Source organism: Mycobacterium sp. 3519A, from assembly GCF_900240945.1.
In the GTDB taxonomy this organism is placed as follows: domain Bacteria; phylum Actinomycetota; class Actinomycetes; order Mycobacteriales; family Mycobacteriaceae; genus Mycobacterium.
Window position 1 is genome coordinate 2,677,715 of the sequence record NZ_OESG01000013.1, and the last position, 17,351, is coordinate 2,695,065.

11 protein-coding genes are annotated in these 17,351 nt (G+C 65.5%); 4 read left to right on the top strand and 7 right to left on the bottom strand.

The window, feature by feature from the left end; translation table 11 throughout:
- Positions 1 to 22 precede the first annotated feature (22 nt).
- The 4 genes from C1A30_RS20715 (at position 23) to polA (ending at position 7,904) form a co-directional block, all read left to right on the top strand.
- Positions 23 to 901 carry a LysR family transcriptional regulator gene (locus C1A30_RS20715; protein WP_101949978.1) on the top strand — a complete coding sequence of 293 codons (879 nt, stop codon included), beginning with the start codon at positions 23 to 25 and terminating at the stop codon, positions 899 to 901.
- A gap of 75 nt (positions 902 to 976) precedes the next feature.
- Positions 977 to 3,538, top strand: coding sequence for a LuxR C-terminal-related transcriptional regulator (locus tag C1A30_RS20720; protein WP_101949979.1), 2,562 nt, complete (start codon positions 977 to 979; stop codon positions 3,536 to 3,538).
- A gap of 142 nt (positions 3,539 to 3,680) precedes the next feature.
- Positions 3,681 to 5,135 carry a hypothetical protein gene (locus C1A30_RS20725; protein WP_160112775.1) on the top strand — a complete coding sequence of 485 codons (1,455 nt, stop codon included), beginning with the start codon at positions 3,681 to 3,683 and terminating at the stop codon, positions 5,133 to 5,135.
- A 108-nt stretch (positions 5,136 to 5,243) separates the two neighbouring features.
- Entirely contained in the window at positions 5,244 to 7,904 is a 2,661-nt protein-coding gene (polA, locus tag C1A30_RS20730; RefSeq protein WP_200828384.1) for a DNA polymerase I, read from the top strand.
- 14 nt (positions 7,905 to 7,918) lie between these two features.
- On the opposite strand, the gene glsA is transcribed toward polA, so the two are convergent.
- The 7 genes from glsA to C1A30_RS20765 form a co-directional block, all read right to left on the bottom strand.
- Positions 7,919 to 8,836: a glutaminase A gene (gene glsA, locus C1A30_RS20735; protein ID WP_235010020.1), complete on the bottom strand. Its 918-nt coding sequence runs from the start codon at positions 8,834 to 8,836 to the stop codon at positions 7,919 to 7,921.
- Positions 8,837 to 8,845: 9 nt separating this feature from the next.
- Positions 8,846 to 10,216, bottom strand: a complete 1,371-nt coding sequence (locus C1A30_RS20740; protein ID WP_101949982.1) for a glutamine synthetase family protein — start codon at positions 10,214 to 10,216, stop codon at positions 8,846 to 8,848.
- Positions 10,217 to 10,275: 59 nt separating this feature from the next.
- On the bottom strand, positions 10,276 to 11,841 hold the full coding sequence (locus C1A30_RS20745) for a cytosine permease (protein WP_101950363.1): 1,566 nt from the start codon (positions 11,839 to 11,841) through the stop codon (positions 10,276 to 10,278).
- 140 nt (positions 11,842 to 11,981) lie between these two features.
- Positions 11,982 to 13,220, bottom strand: a complete 1,239-nt coding sequence (locus C1A30_RS20750) for a DUF1116 domain-containing protein (RefSeq protein WP_101949983.1) — start codon at positions 13,218 to 13,220, stop codon at positions 11,982 to 11,984.
- Between the two features lie 167 nt (positions 13,221 to 13,387).
- On the bottom strand, positions 13,388 to 14,392 hold the full coding sequence (locus tag C1A30_RS20755; RefSeq protein WP_101949984.1) for a LacI family DNA-binding transcriptional regulator: 1,005 nt from the start codon (positions 14,390 to 14,392) through the stop codon (positions 13,388 to 13,390).
- A 90-nt stretch (positions 14,393 to 14,482) separates the two neighbouring features.
- A complete protein-coding gene (locus C1A30_RS20760) occupies positions 14,483 to 16,087 on the bottom strand; it encodes an adenylate/guanylate cyclase domain-containing protein (RefSeq protein ID WP_101949985.1) in 1,605 nt (534 codons plus the stop codon).
- A gap of 32 nt (positions 16,088 to 16,119) precedes the next feature.
- Positions 16,120 to 17,301 (bottom strand): PrsW family intramembrane metalloprotease, encoded by a 1,182-nt coding sequence (locus tag C1A30_RS20765; protein WP_101949986.1) that lies wholly within the window; start codon positions 17,299 to 17,301, stop codon positions 16,120 to 16,122.
- Positions 17,302 to 17,351: the final 50 nt, after the last annotated feature.

The following is a 17,351-nucleotide window of genomic DNA, read 5'->3' on the forward strand; positions in this document are numbered from 1 at the left end:
CGCGTAACTATAATGATCAGTTATGGAATTGCGGCAACTGAAGTACTTCGTTGCCGTCGCCGAAGAAGCCAACTTCACCAGGGCCGCCCAGCGGATGCAGGTTGCGCAGCCCGGCGTGAGCGCCCAGATTGCGCGCCTGGAACGTGAGCTCGGGCAGCCGCTGCTGGACCGGTCGCGGCGATCGGTGCGCCTGACGGCCGCTGGGGAGGCCGTGTTGCCACACGCCAGAGCCGCGCTGGCCGCCGCCGCCAACGTCTCGCGGACGGTCGGCGAACTCACCCAATTGGTGCGCGGCACACTGACCATCGGGACCGTCCTGTCGCACAACATCGACATGCCCGTTCTACTGGCGGATTTTCACGCCGACCATCCTGACGTCGAAATCACCGTCAAGACAGATGATTCCGACGCCCTTGTCGAGCGGGTGCGGTGCGGCACGCTGGATGCCGCGGTCGTCTCCATCGGTCCCGACGAATGTCCGGAGGGGCTTGACGTCTTCGTGGTCAACGACGAGGCGTTTGTGGCCGCTGTCTGCCGCGACGACGCGCTGGCGGGCCGCAATGCCATCACGTTGGCCGGGCTGGTGGGCCGGCCGCTGATCGCGCTCCCGGTGGGCACCGGCATCCGGCGCCGGCTCGACATGGCCTGCGCGCAGGCCAGAGTCACGCCGCGCATCGCGTTCGAAGCCAGCACCCCGCAGGCGCTGGTCGAGCTGGCCGAACGCGGCCTCGGAGTGGCGATCGTGCCGCGATCGGCGGCACAGGGCCGCGACCGGCTGTGCGCCCTGCCGATCGTGCCCGAGTTGCGCGGCCGGCTGGTGCTGGCATGGCGGTCGGTCGGCCCGATGAGCCCGGCGGCACGTGTACTGGTCGATAAAGCACGGCGGCTTCTCAGCGCCTGATTTTGGTTTGCCGATGGCGTGTCGGCTACCGGTAAACACCGACTACCCGCAGCTGCGACATCCTAGGATTTACCTGTGGGAAACCTGTGGCCGTTCACTGGGCGGGCCGTAGAGACCGCGCAGATCGTCCGCACATTGGCCGAGCCCGGCTCGTCGTCCGGTGTGGTGATCGCGGGTGACCCCGGGGTCGGCAAGAGTCGGCTGGCGCGAGAAGTTCTGACCGCCATAGCGGATCGGTGCGAGACAAGATGGGTCGTTGCCACCAAGTCGGGCCGCGCGCTGCCGTTCGGCGCGTTCTCGGAATGGATCCGTGATGCCGGCTCGGATCCCACCATGCTGGTGCGCAGCGTCATCGACACTCTCACCGCGACCACCCGGGGCCGCTCAGTGGTCGTGGGGGTGGATGATGCGCATCAACTCGACGAGCTCTCCGCGTTGGTCGTGCATCAGCTGATTAATCGTCAGCTCGCGAAAGTCGTTGTGACCGTGAGAAATCGGGAGCAGGCTCCCGACGCGATCACCGGGTTGTGGAAAGATTCCTACCTTGACCGCATCCAGCTCACCGCGCTGACGCGGCAGGAATGCTGCCAGCTTCTAACGCGGGTGCTGCACGGACCGGTCGCCCCGACCACCCTGGAACACCTATGGCAGTTGACGCAGGGCAACGCGTTGTTCCTGCGTCACCTCGTGGACCAGGAGCTGGCGCGAAAGCACTGGTCGTTTCGCAACGGCTCGTGGGCGTGGGACGGCAACGACCTCGCGTCGACCGAGCTCGCCGATCTGGTCACATCGCAGATGGGCGCGCTGTCTGAACCGCTGGCCGACGTCGTCGACCTGCTGACCGTGGCGGGACCGCTCGAATGCGACTTGCTGGCCCAGATCACCGACTGGTCGGTTGTCGAGGAGGCTAGGACGAGGGGACTGGTCGCTGTCGAGTACGACTCGACCACGGCCATTGCGAGGTTGGGTCACCCGTTGTATGGCGAGGTCCGCCGCTGGAAGAGCAGTGGCATGCGAGGCAGGGAACTGCGCGGGCGCGTCGTGCGGGCGGTCGCCGACGGTCCGGTTGGCGATACCCAGGAGCTGCTACGTCGAGCGCTGTGGTGGCTCGAATCGGATCTGCCGCCCAATGGTGCGCTTTTCACTCAAGCGGCTGGCGCAGCAATGCAGCTTTTGAATCCGCTATTGGCAGAACGCCTTGCGGGTGAAGCCCGGCGCGTAGAGACGACCTACGAGGCGACGTATCTGCACACCTTCGCGTTGCATCTAGTCGGTCGAGCACCTGAGGCGGAACGCATCCTCGCTGACGTGTTCGACCAGCGTTTCGCACCAGAAGAGCTTGCAAACTTGGCGATGTTCCGGGCAGCGAACCTGTATTGGGTACTAGGCCAGACTGCTGCATCGCGCCAAGTGCTCGACGACGCGCAAGGGCGACTTCCGGTCGAGACACACGGCGTGCTCACTGCATACCGGGCGTTGGTCGAAGCCGCAGACGGATCGGCGGGTGCCGCGATCGACATCGCGGATTCCGTTCTCAGCAAGGATATTTCAGATATCGCAGCGATGAACGCGTTGTACGCACTTGAACTCGCGTGTGGGTACGCAGGCCGCGTCGAAAAAGCAACCGGCGCGGCGAAACGTGGCTATCAACTGGCTGAACGTTCGCCGGGCGTCGCCCCGATGCTCTTTGGTTTCACCGAGCATCACATCCAGGCGCTCGTTCTTGCTGGACATCTCGGCGAAGCGCAAGGGCTGGCCCAACGGGCCGCACACCAAACGATCGATACCCCGGTGGCGTCAAGCGCCTATGCCGCGCTGTTCATGGGTCACGTTGACCTAAGTGGGGGACGGGTTCGCGCTGCGATCAGTCGACTCGAGAAGGCGGTTCGTACTTTCACGGAAATCGGCAACGTGAAACTTGGTGAAGTGCTGTCCCGCTGCGATTTCGTGGTGGCACTGGCGACATGCGGCGATGCAGACAGTGCCACCTCTGAATTCGCCGCGTTGGACGCGTTGCAGAATCCGTTCGGCTATTTGGAGCCGCGTTGCGTGTTGGCGCGTGCTTGGCTGTCCGCCGCGGAGGGAGAAATGACAGCCGCAGTGGCGAGCTGTCTGAAAGCGGCCGAAATCGCCAGAGAGCAAGGCTATTTCGCTCAGGAGACGATGTGTTTGCATACCGCAGTGCGCTTCGGCGATTTCACATCTGCGACACGGCTCGGCGACCTCCGGGAGTTCGTCGAAGGCCCGAGGGTGGCCGCCGCGGCAGCCCACGCCAGCGCGCTGGCTGTAGGCGACGCAGACCAATTGTCGGCAGCATCGCGCAGTTTCGAGAGGTTTGGTGACCTGGCCGCGGCGATCGACGCCGCCGCACACGCCGCCAACGCATACCGGAGACGCGATCAACGGGGTTCGGCACTCACCGAGTTGGCGCGGGCGCACGAGCTGGCCGAGTTGTGCGGGGGCATGGACACGCCCGCATTGCGGGCCGTGGAGGCGGACCTGCTGACCGGTAGGCAGCGCGAGGTGTTGGCCATGGCAGCGCGGGGTCTGTCGAACCGCGACATCGCGCACCGGTTGAACGTTTCGGTCCGCACGGTCGAGGGACACCGCTATCGCGCGACGAAGCGAAAGGCGTAGTCCGGTCAGAACGCACTCGGGAAATGACGTAGTCAGTTTCGCTGATGCAACCGGAAAGGCGTAGTTGACTACCCGCGCTCACAGCCTTCTACCAGCAGATACTTGCCTCGAGCAACAATGTTCTACTCGCTGGGGAGGGACCATGTCATACGCAACGTATGTCGGTCGAGTCGGGGGACTTGCAATCGCATTGGGCATCGGGACGGGGTTGGTCGCGGCCCCGTGGGCAGCCTCCGCCAAGCCCCCGGACAACGGCAAGGGTCCAAGCTTCAGCGTGTCGGCCAACGGCGAAACGCGGGTGACAAGAGGCACCGCCAGCTCCAGTGCGACGGGCACCGGTTCTGTCGCGATCGCCCGCGGCGACCAGAGTTCAGCAGACGCGGACGGGGACGGTACCCGAGCGACTGCCATTGGTACGAACAGTCACGCGATTGCGGCGGGCACCAACAACACTGCGTACGTCGAAGGTGACAACAGCACCGCCAAGGCAACCGGAGGCACCCACAACACCGCCACCGTGATCGGCAACGGCAGCACCGCCACCGCAGGTAGCACAGAAAACGTCATCGGCGGTGACAACAACACCGCCACCGTGATCGGGGACGACAGCGACGCCACCGCCAGGGGTGGCGAGAACAACACCGCGATTGTCACGGGCGACGGCAGTCGCGCATTCTCCGGAAGTGTGCCAACGGATACCGCGGGAGTCATCGAGGGCTCCAACAACACGGTCACCGTGACCGGCGACGACAACCTGGCGTCGGTGCTCGGCGGTGACGGCAACATCGTCACCGTGACGGGCAACGACAGTCGCGCGTTCGCTGTCCTCGGCGACGACAACACCGCCACGGTCACCGGCGACGGCAGCGTCGCGGAGGTCGGCAACGGCGACCGCAACACCGCGACGGTTGTCGGCGACAACAGCGAGGCACACGCAATCGTAGGCAATGACAACACCGCCACCACCACCGGCAACAACAGCCATACCGACGCTGAGATCGGTAACAACAACATCGCAACTGTCGACGGTGACAATAGCCTCGCCGCGTCGGGCGACGGTGATGACAACAAGGCTGAAGTCATCGGTGACCGCAGCACGGCCGCCGCCGGCCAGAGCCTGATCGGCAATCCGGGCGACGGCAACAACGGAAATACCGCGATAGTCGTCGGAGACGACAGCACGGCGCTGGCGAACTTCGGCAAAGACAACTATGCCGAGGTTTACGGCAACGGCAGTACGGCGACTGCAAGCGAGGGCAACGACAATCAGGCCTCGGTGAATGGAAACCTGAGCACGGCGAGGGCGGTTGTCGGGAACGACAACACGGCCATCGCAAACGGCACCGACAGCGAGGCGACCGCGGCGTTCGGCAACGGGAACTTCGCGGCGGTAGACGGCGACGACAGCTCGGCGGTGGCGGGCGGGCACATCGGCGGCCTTGGCAACCAGAACACCGCCAGCGTCGTCGGAAACAACAGCACGGCCAACGCCGGTGGCCCCAACGCGGACAACACCCTCGCCTTGGTGGAAGGCGACGGCCTGCACGCGAACGCCGGCCCGACCGACCAGGACGTCGACATCGTCGTCGCCCCCTGACTCGCCGCCCGTGTCGGCGCGGGTGCATAGAGTAGGGCCGTGAGCCCAGCCAGTACCGCCACCGACAAGAAGACGGCGTCCGGCAGCGCCGACCAGAAGCCGACATTGATGCTGCTGGACGGCAATTCGCTGGCGTACCGGGCCTTCTACGCGCTGCCCGCGGAGAACTTCAAGACCCAGGGCGGGTTGACCACCAACGCGGTGTACGGCTTCACCGCGATGCTGATCAACCTGCTGCGTGACGAGCAGCCTTCGCACATCGCCGCCGCGTTCGACGTCTCGCGCCAGACCTTCCGCGTCGAGAAGTACCCGGAGTACAAGGCGGGCCGCGCGTCCACGCCCGACGAGTTCCGCGGCCAGATCGACATCACCAAGGAGGTGCTGGTCGCCCTCGGCATCACCGTGCTCGCGGAGCCCGGGTTCGAGGCCGACGACATCATCGCCACGCTCGCCACCCAGGCTCAGGACGAGGGCTACCGGGTGCTGGTCGTCACCGGCGACCGGGACTCGCTACAACTGGTCAGCGACGACGTCACGGTGCTGTACCCGCGCAAGGGCGTCAGCGAGCTGACCAGGTTCACCCCGGAGGCGGTGCTCGAGAAATACGGGTTGACCCCGCAGCAGTATCCGGACTTCGCTGCCCTGCGCGGAGACCCCAGCGACAACCTGCCCGGCATCCCGGGCGTGGGGGAGAAGACCGCCACCAAGTGGATCGCCGAGTACGGTTCCCTGCAGGCGCTCGTCGACCAGGTCGACACGGTCAAGGGCAAGGTCGGCGACGCGCTTCGGGCGCATCTGTCCAGCGTCGTGCTCAACCGTGAGCTCACCGATCTGGTCAAGGACGTGCCGCTGGCGCAGACACCGGACACGCTGCGGATGCAGCCCTGGAATCGCGACCAGATCCATCGCCTGTTCGACGACCTGGAGTTCCGGGTGCTGCGCGACCGGCTGTTCGACACGCTGGCCTCGGCCGATCCGGAGGTCGACCAGGGCTTCGACGTCAAGGGCGGAATGCTGGAGCCCGGCGAACTTGCGGGCTGGCTCGCCGAGCACACCACGGGCAAGCGGTCCGGCATGGCCGTCGTCGGCACGCACCTGGCCTTCGACGCCGACGCCACCGCCCTTGCCATCGTCGCCGCGGACGGCGACGGTCGCTACCTCGACACCGCCACCCTGCACCCCGACGACGAGGCCGCGCTGGCGAAGTGGCTGGCCGACCCAAACCAGCCGAAGGCGCTGCACGAAGCCAAGCTGGCGATGCACGATCTCGAGGGACGCGGGTGGAAGCTGGCCGGCGTCACCTCCGACACTGCACTGGCCGCCTATCTGGTCCGCCCCGGACAGCGCAGCTTCGCGCTCGACGATCTGTCGCTTCGCTATCTGAAACGCGAGCTGCGCGCGGATAACCCTGAGCAACAACAGCTTTCGCTGCTCGACGACAGTGACGGCGTAGACGATCAGGCCGTACAAACCGTCATCCTGCGTGCCAGCGCCGTGATGGATCTGGCCGATGCGCTCGACGAGGAACTGGCGCGGATGGAGTGCTCGTCGCTGCTCGGCGACATGGAGTTGCCGGTCCAGCGGGCGCTCGCCGAGATGGAATCAGCGGGCATCGCCGTCGACCTCAAGCAGCTGGGTGAGCTGCAGAGCGAGTTCGCGGACCTGATCCGTGACGCGGCGGAGGCGGCGTATGCCGTGATCGGCAAGCAGATCAACCTCGGGTCGCCGAAGCAGCTGCAGGTGGTGCTGTTCGACGAGCTGGAGATGCCGAAGACCAAGCGCACCAAGACCGGTTACACCACCGACGCCGACGCGCTGCAGTCACTGTTCGACAAGACCGGCCACCCGTTCCTGCAGCACCTGCTGGCCCACCGCGACGCCACCAGGCTCAAGGTCACCGTCGACGGGCTGATCGCAGCCGTGGCCGGAGACGGGCGAATTCATACCACGTTCAACCAGACCATCGCGGCCACCGGACGGTTGTCGTCCACCGAACCGAACCTGCAGAACATCCCGATCCGCACCGAGGCGGGCCGCCGCATCCGGGACGCGTTCGTGGTCGGCAAGGGCTACCACGAGTTGATGACGGCCGACTACAGCCAGATCGAGATGCGGATCATGGCGCACCTGTCGAAGGACGCCGGCCTGATCGAGGCGTTCAACACCGGTGAGGACCTGCACTCGTTCGTCGCATCGCGGGCCTTCTCGGTGCCCATCGACGAGGTCACCGCCGAATTGCGGCGCCGCGTCAAGGCGATGTCGTACGGCCTGGCCTACGGATTGAGCGCGTATGGCCTTGCCGCCCAACTGAAGATCTCCACCGAAGAGGCCAAGGTGCAGATGGAGCAGTACTTCGACCGGTTCGGTGGGGTGCGCGACTATCTGCGTGACGTCGTCGACCAGGCACGCAAGGACGGCTACACGTCGACGGTGTTCGGCAGGCGGCGTTACCTGCCCGAGCTGGACAGCAGCAACCGCAACGTCCGCGAGGCCGCCGAACGCGCGGCGCTCAACGCGCCCATTCAGGGCAGCGCCGCCGACATCATCAAGGTCGCGATGATCAACGTCGACAAGGCGCTCAAGGACTCCGGCCTCAAGTCGCGCATGCTGCTGCAGGTGCATGACGAACTGCTGTTCGAGGTCGCCGAGGGCGAGCACGACGACCTCGAGAAGCTGGTGCGCGAGCAGATGGGCAACGCGTATCCGCTGGACGTGCCGCTCGAGGTCAGCGTGGGGTTCGGACGAAGCTGGGATGCGGCGGCGCACTGAGCGACGCCGTCCGCTCACTCGACGTCGAGCACCTTAGACAGCAACTGCATCAACCGAACGCCGCCGATGCTGTTCCCGGATCCGTCGAGGGCCGGACCGTAGATCCCGATGCCTTTCTGGTGGCGCACCACGCCCATCATCGCCCCGGACACCCCGCATTTCGCCGGGATGCCGACGTCGCAGGCGTACTGCCCGGACGCTTCGTACATGCCTGTCGACAGCATCAGCCGGCGTGCCAGCCGTAGGTACGACGCATCGAGCACTTCGTCCATCACCCGAATGTGCGTGCGCTCGGAGAGCATTCGGCCCGCGGCCGCCAGATCCACGACGTCGATCCGGATCGCGCACATCTGGCAGTACGCCCACAACAGGTCCTCGACCTCCGTTGCGACGAAATGGTGGCCGCGCAGGTAGTAGGCCAGCGCCCGGTTCTGATCCGCCATCATGAGTTCGGATCGCGCCGTGTCGAGATCGATACCGATGTCCGGATTGTTCGACAGCGCGCGAATGAAGTTCAGCACGTGCGCCACGCGGGCGTCCGGACTGCTTCCGGGCAGCATGTCGACGATGACGAGCGCGCCCGCGTTGACGAATGGGTTGACCGGGACGCCGGAGCCTCTGATGAACGACTCGAGCGAGTTGTACGAGCCGAGAGCCTGATCGCAGCCGACCCGGTCGAACACGTAATCCTTGCCGTGGTGGTGCAGCGCCAACAGCAGGGTGAACACCTTGACCACGCTCTGCAGCGTGAAGGTGGCCTCGCTGTCGCCCGCGGTGATGACGCCGTCGTCACCGAGGTCGACCGCGACGGCGAGTTCGTCGCTGCGAGCCCGGCTCAGCTCCGGCAGGTAGTTCGATACCGCGCCGGAGCCGAGCCAGGGCCGCACCTGGTCGACCAGATCGTTCAGCAATTCCGCTGTGATCGCAGCCACCGCTGGGTCCTAGTAGTACGGAAGGTGCTGGGTCCTCTCGGCCTCGCTCACCGGCAGGTGGTCCTGCTCCCATTCGGTGTGCTTTGTCGCGACGTACTCCTTGATGAACTCGTCACCGAAGACCTCGTAGCTCAGCTCGTCCTCTTCGAAGGCCTCGATCGCTTCGAGCAGAGTCCGCGGGAGCCGCTGGATCTCGTCGCGGTCCGATGCGAGTTCGATCATCTCCGGGCCAGGGTCGATCTCGTTCTCTATCCCATCCAGGCCGGCCGCGAGCAGGAACGCACCCGCGAGGTATACGTTCGCCGACGCATCGGGGTTACGCACCTCGATCGCCGGACGGTTCTCGGGGATGCGGACCATACATGACCGGTTGTTGGGCCCATAGGCGATCTTGATTGGCGCCCACGACACCGACCCGTCGACCAGCCTCGGCGTCAACCGCTTGTAGGAGTTGACAAGAGGGTTCGTGATCGCGGTCAGTGCGCGGGCATGCTTGAGCAGCCCGCCGACGAAGTACTTCGACTCCTTCGACCACTCGTCCTCGCCGCCAACGCTGGATCCGCCGATCCGCAGGACGCTTTCCTCCTCGTCGCCCAGCGTGCAAAGGCCGAGGTTGAAGTGAGCACCGGAACCCCACAAGTTGGCAAAAGGTTTTGGCATGAAGGTGACGGCCAGTCCGTGCTTCTTGGCCACCTGGTGCATCATCAGCCGGAACAACGTGAGCCGGTCGGCCATCTGGAGGAGGTCGCGGTAGTAGAAGTCGATCTCGAACTGGTTCACTCCGCCTTCGGCGCCCATCGCGAAGGCTTCGAGACCGATCTCCTTCATCGTCGACACCACTTCGTCGAGGAAGACCGACACGTCATAGGTCGTCTCGACGTCGTAGGCCGGGCTCGGCTCGACGGCACCGGATGCGGTCAGATCACCGAATCCGGTCGAGGTGAGATTCTCCGGCCGGTACAGGTAGAACTCGGGCTCGATGCCCAGCGTGCACCGGTAACCCTGATCAGCGGCGCGCCGGATCTGCCGCTTCAGGATCGACCGCGGGCACAATGCGAACGGCTCGCCCTTGTCCGACCACATATCGGAGGCCATCCATGCGAACCGCTTGTCCCACGGCAGGATCGTCAACGTGTCGGGATCCGGGAGCGCGGTGACCTCTTCCTCGACGGGGTCCATCTGGCCGATGCCGTTGATGCCGCGCGGCGTGTAGCGGGCGAAGCCGGCGAGCAGCTCCGAATAGCGTTCGACGGGATGACTCTTGCCTCGTGACCGGCCGAGGATGTCGATCCACGAGGCCGTGACATACCGGACCCCGGCGTCGGCCAACTCGCGGGTCTTCTGTGCGTGCGCGGGGTCGACCGCGCGGAGCGTATCCATTCTTGTTGTGTCTCTTTCTGTTTCGGTTGTGAAACGTACTTGTTGGTGATGCGGTGGGGTCAGCCGAAGCGGAACCGGACCTTCGAAAGGTCCATCGGCTGGATCGGCATGAAGTCGCCGTACCGTTCCGGCGGGGCGCTGGCGATGCGTGCACCTTTCGGGCCGAAGACATATGCCGGCTCCGGATTCCACTTCAGCAAGGCGATGTAGACGGCCGCGCCGACAAGAGTGCTCACGACGAAGCCCATGTCGGCACCGTCGAACAGTTCGGCTCCCGGGCCGACGTACCACCCGGTGTTGACGAACAACATCCCGACGACAACGGCTGCCAGCCAAGCGATCACCGCTCGGTGGTTGAGGCCGACGGAGGACCAGTAGCGACCGCCCATCTGGCCGCGGTTGTACACCTGGAGAGAATCCGGGTCGTAGAAGCCACGATTGTTGAAGTAGCCGATCAGGTTGATGATGCTCCACGGCGCGCCGAGCACGATGAGTATCGCGAGGTAGGAGCTCACAATCGCCGAAAGCTGTTGATAGAACGCCCCGACGAATACCAGCAGGGTCGACACGATCGACAGGTAGATGGTGGCTCGCACCCGACTCAGCCGTGGCACGACAGACGAGAAGTCGAGTCCCATGTTGTAGATGTTGATGACCGCCTGGGCGGTGCCGGGAACGAACGCCAGATACAACGCGAAGAACAGAAACCAGAACGGCACGTTGTTGGCGAACTCCGTCGCATAGGCGTTCAGCGGTTCCTTGAACGTCACGGCGGTGTACGCGCCGAACATGAAAGCGCCTCCCATGCCGAAGAATCCACCGAACCATGCCGCCACGACGGAGTGCTTGGGCGGGTACTTCTTCGTGGAGATGTGGCGGGTCCAGTCGCCCGCGTACGGACCGTAGGAGTTGACCGTTCCGGCGCACGCGAGCATGCCGAGGATCCACGTCGGCCAGAAGCTGCCCAGTACGTAATCTCCACCGGCATAACCGGGGTCGAAGTTCGGGGCGGCGACGAAGACGTAGAGCAGCATCATGCTGCCCGCGGTGGGCACCATCCACTTCGTGAACGACACCATGTTGGCGTGGCCCATCACGGCGATGACCGTCATGACAACCGCCACCAGGGTGTAAGCGAGGATCAGCAGGACGACCGTCATCGTCTGGCTCTCCACCGAGAAGATGCGAACTACGCTGCGCGCCAGCACTTCTCCTGCCGCCCAGATGCACAACGCGGCGAACACGATGTCGGCGGTGATACCGAGGGCTGAGCCGATCATCCGGCCGAGCGCCCCGAAATGGGCGCCGCTGGCGACAGGATTGTTACTGCCGCTGCGGAGGCCGAGTAGCCCCATCGGTGCCATCAGGGTCGCACCGATCGCCGAGCCCACCACGATGGCGCTGGCGGACGCCCACCAGCCCAGCCCCAGCGATACGGGTATCCAGCCGATGACGATGATCCCGAACGTCATGCTTCCGCCGAACAGAATCCACAGCAGATTCCTCGGGCGGGAGTGCCTGTCCTCGTCGGGGATGTACTCGATGCCGTAGCTCTCGACCTTGCCGACGGCATCGACCCTCGTGGGAGGGCTTTCGATCTTGTTGTGCTGTATCACGTTTTCCATACTGTTGAGTCCTTCGGTGAAACCGATGTATCCGAAGTGGGATCGACTCTCGCACATCGATCCCGCGTCACCGTCTGCTACCGAAAGCACTGCTTCGGCCGACGGATCGCTGGAGGCGCAGTCCGGTGCAGCGACTCGGGTCACATGGGGTGCAGCGCGTCCCATGCCTTGCTGAAGGGCACAAGGGGTGCTTTGGCGACGCCACCTCCGATCTGTCGTCCTGAGCGACCTGCGATCCCGATATCGAGGAACGGGGTGAGGTCGGCTTTGGCCGCGATCTTCGCCACGTCCAGCCCGAGCGGCGTGCCGCGATAGTTCAGGACTGGAATCAGAAAGTCCGGGCTCTCGGTGACGGTGATCTCGTACATCGCAGTCGTCCGCGCGATCATCGTCGACGCGTCGCGGCCGCTCGAGCGATGCAGGGGCAAGCCGGCTGCCTGCGCGAGGCCGCCGAGCCCGACCACCTCGGTGATGGTGCTTTCACCGCCCATGAACTCGATGTCGCCGGCGTCGCACCCGGATTCGAGCAGGTAGTCGTCGAACGTCGGCAGGGGACCGGTAAACCACCTGTCGCCGGTGCCCGAGGTCTGGATCCCGAACTCGGCGCAGGAGAAGGCCATGGCGGTGACCACGGAGGAGCCGTCGAAGCCGCGCATCGCGTTGGCCATCACCTTGCTGGCGGCCATCGACAGCCGCAGGAAGAAGTAGTCGTCGCACAGCGAGTCGAGCACGGCCTCCAATTCCGCACCAAGTTGTTTGGCGCCGACCAGCAGCCGCCTGAGCAGCAGCAGCGTGGCCGCGGCGTTGCGGCTGTGCAACTCGTCGCCCATGGTCACGGCCCTGGACATGATCGGCTTCAGCCGCAGCGCTTCCGTCTGAGAATTGATCAGCGCATTCAGCGCGGGAGCGATGCGCAGGCGCAGGTCCTCCAGATTGCTCCGGGTGGCCTCGGTGTAGCTGCCGTAGTTGAGGCGGTCGGCGCTGTCGCCTTCGTAGAGGGTGCAGTACGCGCGGTCGCCGCTGCGGTCGTCGGCCACGACGACGACGGGCATGGATGCGGTGGTGACACCTGCGAGCGAGCCGACGCAGCCGAATTCCTGACAACCCCGCACCTGGATGTCTCCGCGTTCGAAGGCGGCGACCGCCTCGGCCTCATCGGCCGCCAGTCCCTCATAGAGCGCACCACCGATGATCGCCGCCCGCTGCCCGCCGGTGTAGGAGCCGAACGGCATGGCGGGACCCGAGGTGAGCACGGTCGACTTCGGCAGTCCCATGGCCCGGTCGGCGCTCTCCACCGCGATCAGCACAGGGTCTGATGCGATGAGCGCCCGGATCGCGGCCAGGTTTGCTTTCTCGCGGTGATCGCGGTGGTGATGCATCGAGGGCCTCCGTGCTAAAACGTTTTGGCAGGCGGAAAAATGTGCTGCTCTGGCGTCGGATTTGGGTGATTTTGTTGGCTATGAGTGAAGCGTTGACCTCAGCCAAATGGTTTTGGCTGACGGCTCGCAGTGACAGTAGTCACAACGAATTCGGGGTGTCAAGCAATTCACGCAGATGTGGTGGCCGGGTCGGGGGCGGCTGAGGATGCTCGCGCGACGAACTGCGTGGCAATGACCCGGGTGTCGTCGACGGTCGAACCGTGTTCCACGCGGTCGATCAGCAGCTGCGCGGCCGTACCCCCGGTGCGGAACGGGAACAGGTTGGTGGCCGAGATCTGCGGCGACGTCAAGGTGAGCGATCTGGCATCGACGGCCGACGCGATGGCCAACTCGTCGGGAACGCGCACTCCGACCCGCGATGCCGCGTCGAGGAGCGCGAGCGCGAGGTCGTCGGAGCTCGTGTAGACGGCGTCCACCCGCGCCTCGCGAAGGTCGGCTAAGACGCGATCGACAGCGTCTTGATCGAGGGATGCGAGAGTCAAGGTGACGTCTCGTATTCCCTTGTCCCGCACCCACTCCCGGTAACCGGACAGCACGTCGTTGACGTAGGACCGGTGGGTGTCGTCGGCGACCATGGCCGGTCGCATCCGACCGTTCTGCTCGAAGTGGTCCAACGCGAACCGGGCCGCTGTCGCGTGATCGTTGTCGACCGCCAACACGTCATGCGTTTCGCACACGGCGATTCCGACCGTGACGACCGGAACGCCCGCGGTGAAGATCGGTTCGTCGCCCTGTGGATCGACGATGATCGCACCGTCGATCGCGAATCCGCCGAAGATGCTGGCTTTCCCGCCGGAGGGGGTGACCACCAACGCGTAACCGGCGCTGTCGGCCGCCGCTGCGGCGCCGTTGATGACGTCGAGGAAGTAGGCCGAGTCCGGCAGCGCGGGGCCTCGTGAACCCTCCAGCGCCGGCAACTGGATGGCGATGATCCGGCTTCGGCGCGTCACCAACTGTTGCGCGTGAACGTTTGCCTGATAACCCAATTGGGCCGCGGCCTGGAGAACCCGGACGCGGGTTTCCTCGGCGATCCGTCCACGGTTGTTCAGTGCGTGGGAGACGGTGGTCGCGGACACGCCGGCAGCAGCGGCCACGTCTCTGATGCTCGCCACCCTCACCTCCGTCGTTCGCGCAGTTAAACGATAGCGACTGACGGAGCCTCTGCGTCGGAACGCGGACGCGGCCAGACGTGCCGCTCGAGGTCAGCGTGGGGTTCGGGCGAAGCTGGGATGCGGCGGCGCACTGAGCGACGTGTCCTGGCGACCGGTGGCCAGCGCCAAGTGCGCGAGGCTGCGTAGCAGCCACGGGGTATGTCGGGCTACCGCCGCAACGGCCCGGTCCGACCGGCGCATCGTCGCCTGTGCGCCGGGAGTCGGCCGTGACGCCAGTTCCGCCTCAGGAGACTCCCGCCCGCCGTCGTTGCGATCAACGGCCAACAACTGCCATGCGCCAGGGACGCCCCGCAATTCGACGGTGCCGCGATCCCGGAAACTGGTCCCCGACCCGACGACCAGGTCGCGAACCGTGCGGGAAACCAGGATCTCGCTGGCCCCAGCATTGCCCAATATCCGAGCGGCAATGTGTACCGCGATTCCGCCGATGTCGCCCTCGAACAGTTCACATTCGCCGGTGTGGATGCCCGCGCGGATCTCGATGCCGAGCGCCTCGGCCTCGGCCCGCACCGCCTCGGCGCAGCGGATCGCATGAGTCGGACCATCGAACGTGGTGAGGTGACCGTCGCCGGTACTCTTCACCACCGTGCCGCCGAAGCGTTCGGCCAGCTCAGCGGCGATGTCGTCGAAGCGCTGCAGGACCGCTCGCCAGCGTCCGTCGCCGCGCGCGACGGCATGTTCGGTCGACGCGACCATGTCGGTGAACAGCACGGTGCGCAGGGCGCGGTGCGCCTGCGCCGGTGCGGCATGGGTGCCGGTCAGGAACTCCTCGAGTTCCGACAGGATCCGGTCCGGCTCGGTGAACCAGGGCGCGTGGTCGATGCCCTCGACCTCCAGCAGTCGGGCGCCGGGGATGTGATCAGCAAGGTAGCGGCCGCACTGCACCGGCACCCCCGGGTCGTGGGTGGCGTGAATGATCAGCGTCGGGGCGGTCACCGCAGGCAGAATGGGCCGAATATCAATGCGGAGCAGGGATTCGAGCGCCGCTCGGACCATGCCGGGGCTCGCGCTCATCCGCTCGAACATCGCCAGTTGACGCATCGACTTGATCGACGGGAATGCAGTGCCAGCGGTTCGCCCGTCGCCCCAGCTCGAGGTCGCTGCGCGTCCGAACTCTTGGACGCGCGCGATCTGCGCAACCGTCGGGATGTACTCCTTGTTCAGGTCTTCGCCCGCCGCGGCAATCAGCCGCCGGTGCACCTCGACCGGGTCGCGGTGCAGATCCTCCCATTCGGTGGCCATGAACGGATACGAGCCGTAGACGACCAGCGCTCGGGTCCGCTCGGGTCGTTTGGCCGCGAACACCACTGATGCGGTGCCGCCCTCGCTCATCCCAAAGACGACGGCCGATTCGAAGCCGACGGCGTCCATGACGGCTTCGATCTCGTCGGCCCGCTCGTCGAGCGTCCGGACCCTCGGAATCGGGTCGGACAACCCCAGCCCGGCCTTGTCGAACACCGCGATTCGACAGAACGTGCCCAGCTGCTCGAAGAACGACTTGTATTCGGGCAGCAGCCAGAACAGTTCGATGTGGCCGACCAGTGGCCCGACGAACACGAGCTGGAGCGGCCCGTCGCCGAAAATCTGATACGCCAGACTGAGCTCACCGCAGGGTGCGTACCGCGTGTCCCCCACGTACCGAGCGTAACTGACGTCAGCGCTAATTCTCAGCGGTTGACGTACCCGGCCAGCGCCTGCAGGACCGGCGCCGCCGCCCTGGCCGCGTACAGGCGGTAGGCCTCCTCGTTCTGCAATTCGAACACCCGCTGGTCGCCGAAGCCGCGATCGATCCGGTCCCGCACGAAGGCCAGTTCCACGACCTGGTGGGCGAAACGCTTCGCCGCCTTACCCGCGGCCCTGCCGCCCAGTCGGGCCGCCTCGGCGACCGCAGCCTTGCGGGCTTTCAGCGAGCCGAGCCAGGTGGCCTCGTTCGGGCTCACCACACCGGCCGCCACCATTCCGGGCAGCTTGGCCGCGGTGACCCGCTGTTCGCGGCGTCTGCTCTGCACGCCCAGCACGATCACCAGCACGAAGATCGGCATCATCCAGAACAGGTAGACCCCGAAATAGGCGCCCGCGCCGATCAGCGACGACCCGTTCCACAGCCCGTGCATGAACACCGCCGCGAGGTAACCGAGCGCAATCCAGCCGATCCTGGCCAGGGTGTTGCGCCGTTGCAGCGCGAAGTAGACACCGATGCCGAACATCGTGGTGAACAGCGAATGCGCGAACGGGCCCATGATCAGCCGTATCGCCGCGGTGAGCAGCGAATCGCCGACCGAGGCGCCGCCCGAGATGTAGAGGATGTCCTCCAGCCACGCGAAACCCGCGCCGACCAGCCCGGCGTAGACCAGACAGTCGGTCAGCGAATTCAACTCGTTGCGGCGCCTGCCGGTCATCATGAGCAGTAGGAACAACCCCTTGGCGGCCTCCTCAGTCAGCGGCGCCCCGAGGACCACGGAAAACGGGCTGATGTGCTCGGGATCGCCCGGGTTGATCGCCGCCTCGGCGACGATCTGCACGACCGACGCCAGCACCACCGCGACGGATGCGCCCCACAGAAACGCGAAGACAAGCAGCCGCGGCGGCTCGGGTTCCCACCGGTCAAGCCAGATATAGGCCAGCACGACGACGGTCATCGTGATGCTGGACAGCGTGAATCCGATGGCGGTGCCGACCGGGTTGACCGCGGTCAGGCCGATCACGATGAGCCCGGCGACAGTGCCGAGCAGGATGATCACGAACAGCGGCGCGCCGACCTTGCGCATCTTGCGCTGAAATGGGGGAGGAAACGTGTGCGGTGGGGGCGGTGCGCCTGTGTAGGACACCTGAGCAGCGTAGCCGCGCATTGATCATGGCTGGCCCGCTCTGGAGACCGGGTTTGTCCAGCATGTACACA

Excerpts from the sequence above, each read along its gene's own strand:
- C1A30_RS20715 (WP_101949978.1), top strand. The coding sequence starts at position 23 with ATGGAATTGCGGCAACTGAAGTACTTCGTTGCCGTCGCCGAAGAAGCC.
- C1A30_RS20725 (WP_160112775.1), top strand. The coding sequence starts at position 3,681 with ATGTCATACGCAACGTATGTCGGTCGAGTCGGGGGACTTGCAATCGCA.
- polA (WP_200828384.1), top strand. The coding sequence starts at position 5,244 with ATGCTGCTGGACGGCAATTCGCTGGCGTACCGGGCCTTCTACGCGCTG.
- C1A30_RS20740 (WP_101949982.1), bottom strand. The coding sequence starts at position 10,216 with ATGGATACGCTCCGCGCGGTCGACCCCGCGCACGCACAGAAGACCCGC.
- C1A30_RS20745 (WP_101950363.1), bottom strand. The coding sequence starts at position 11,841 with ATGGAAAACGTGATACAGCACAACAAGATCGAAAGCCCTCCCACGAGG.
- C1A30_RS20750 (WP_101949983.1), bottom strand. The coding sequence starts at position 13,220 with ATGCATCACCACCGCGATCACCGCGAGAAAGCAAACCTGGCCGCGATC.
- C1A30_RS20765 (WP_101949986.1), bottom strand. The coding sequence starts at position 17,301 with ATGCGCGGCTACGCTGCTCAGGTGTCCTACACAGGCGCACCGCCCCCA.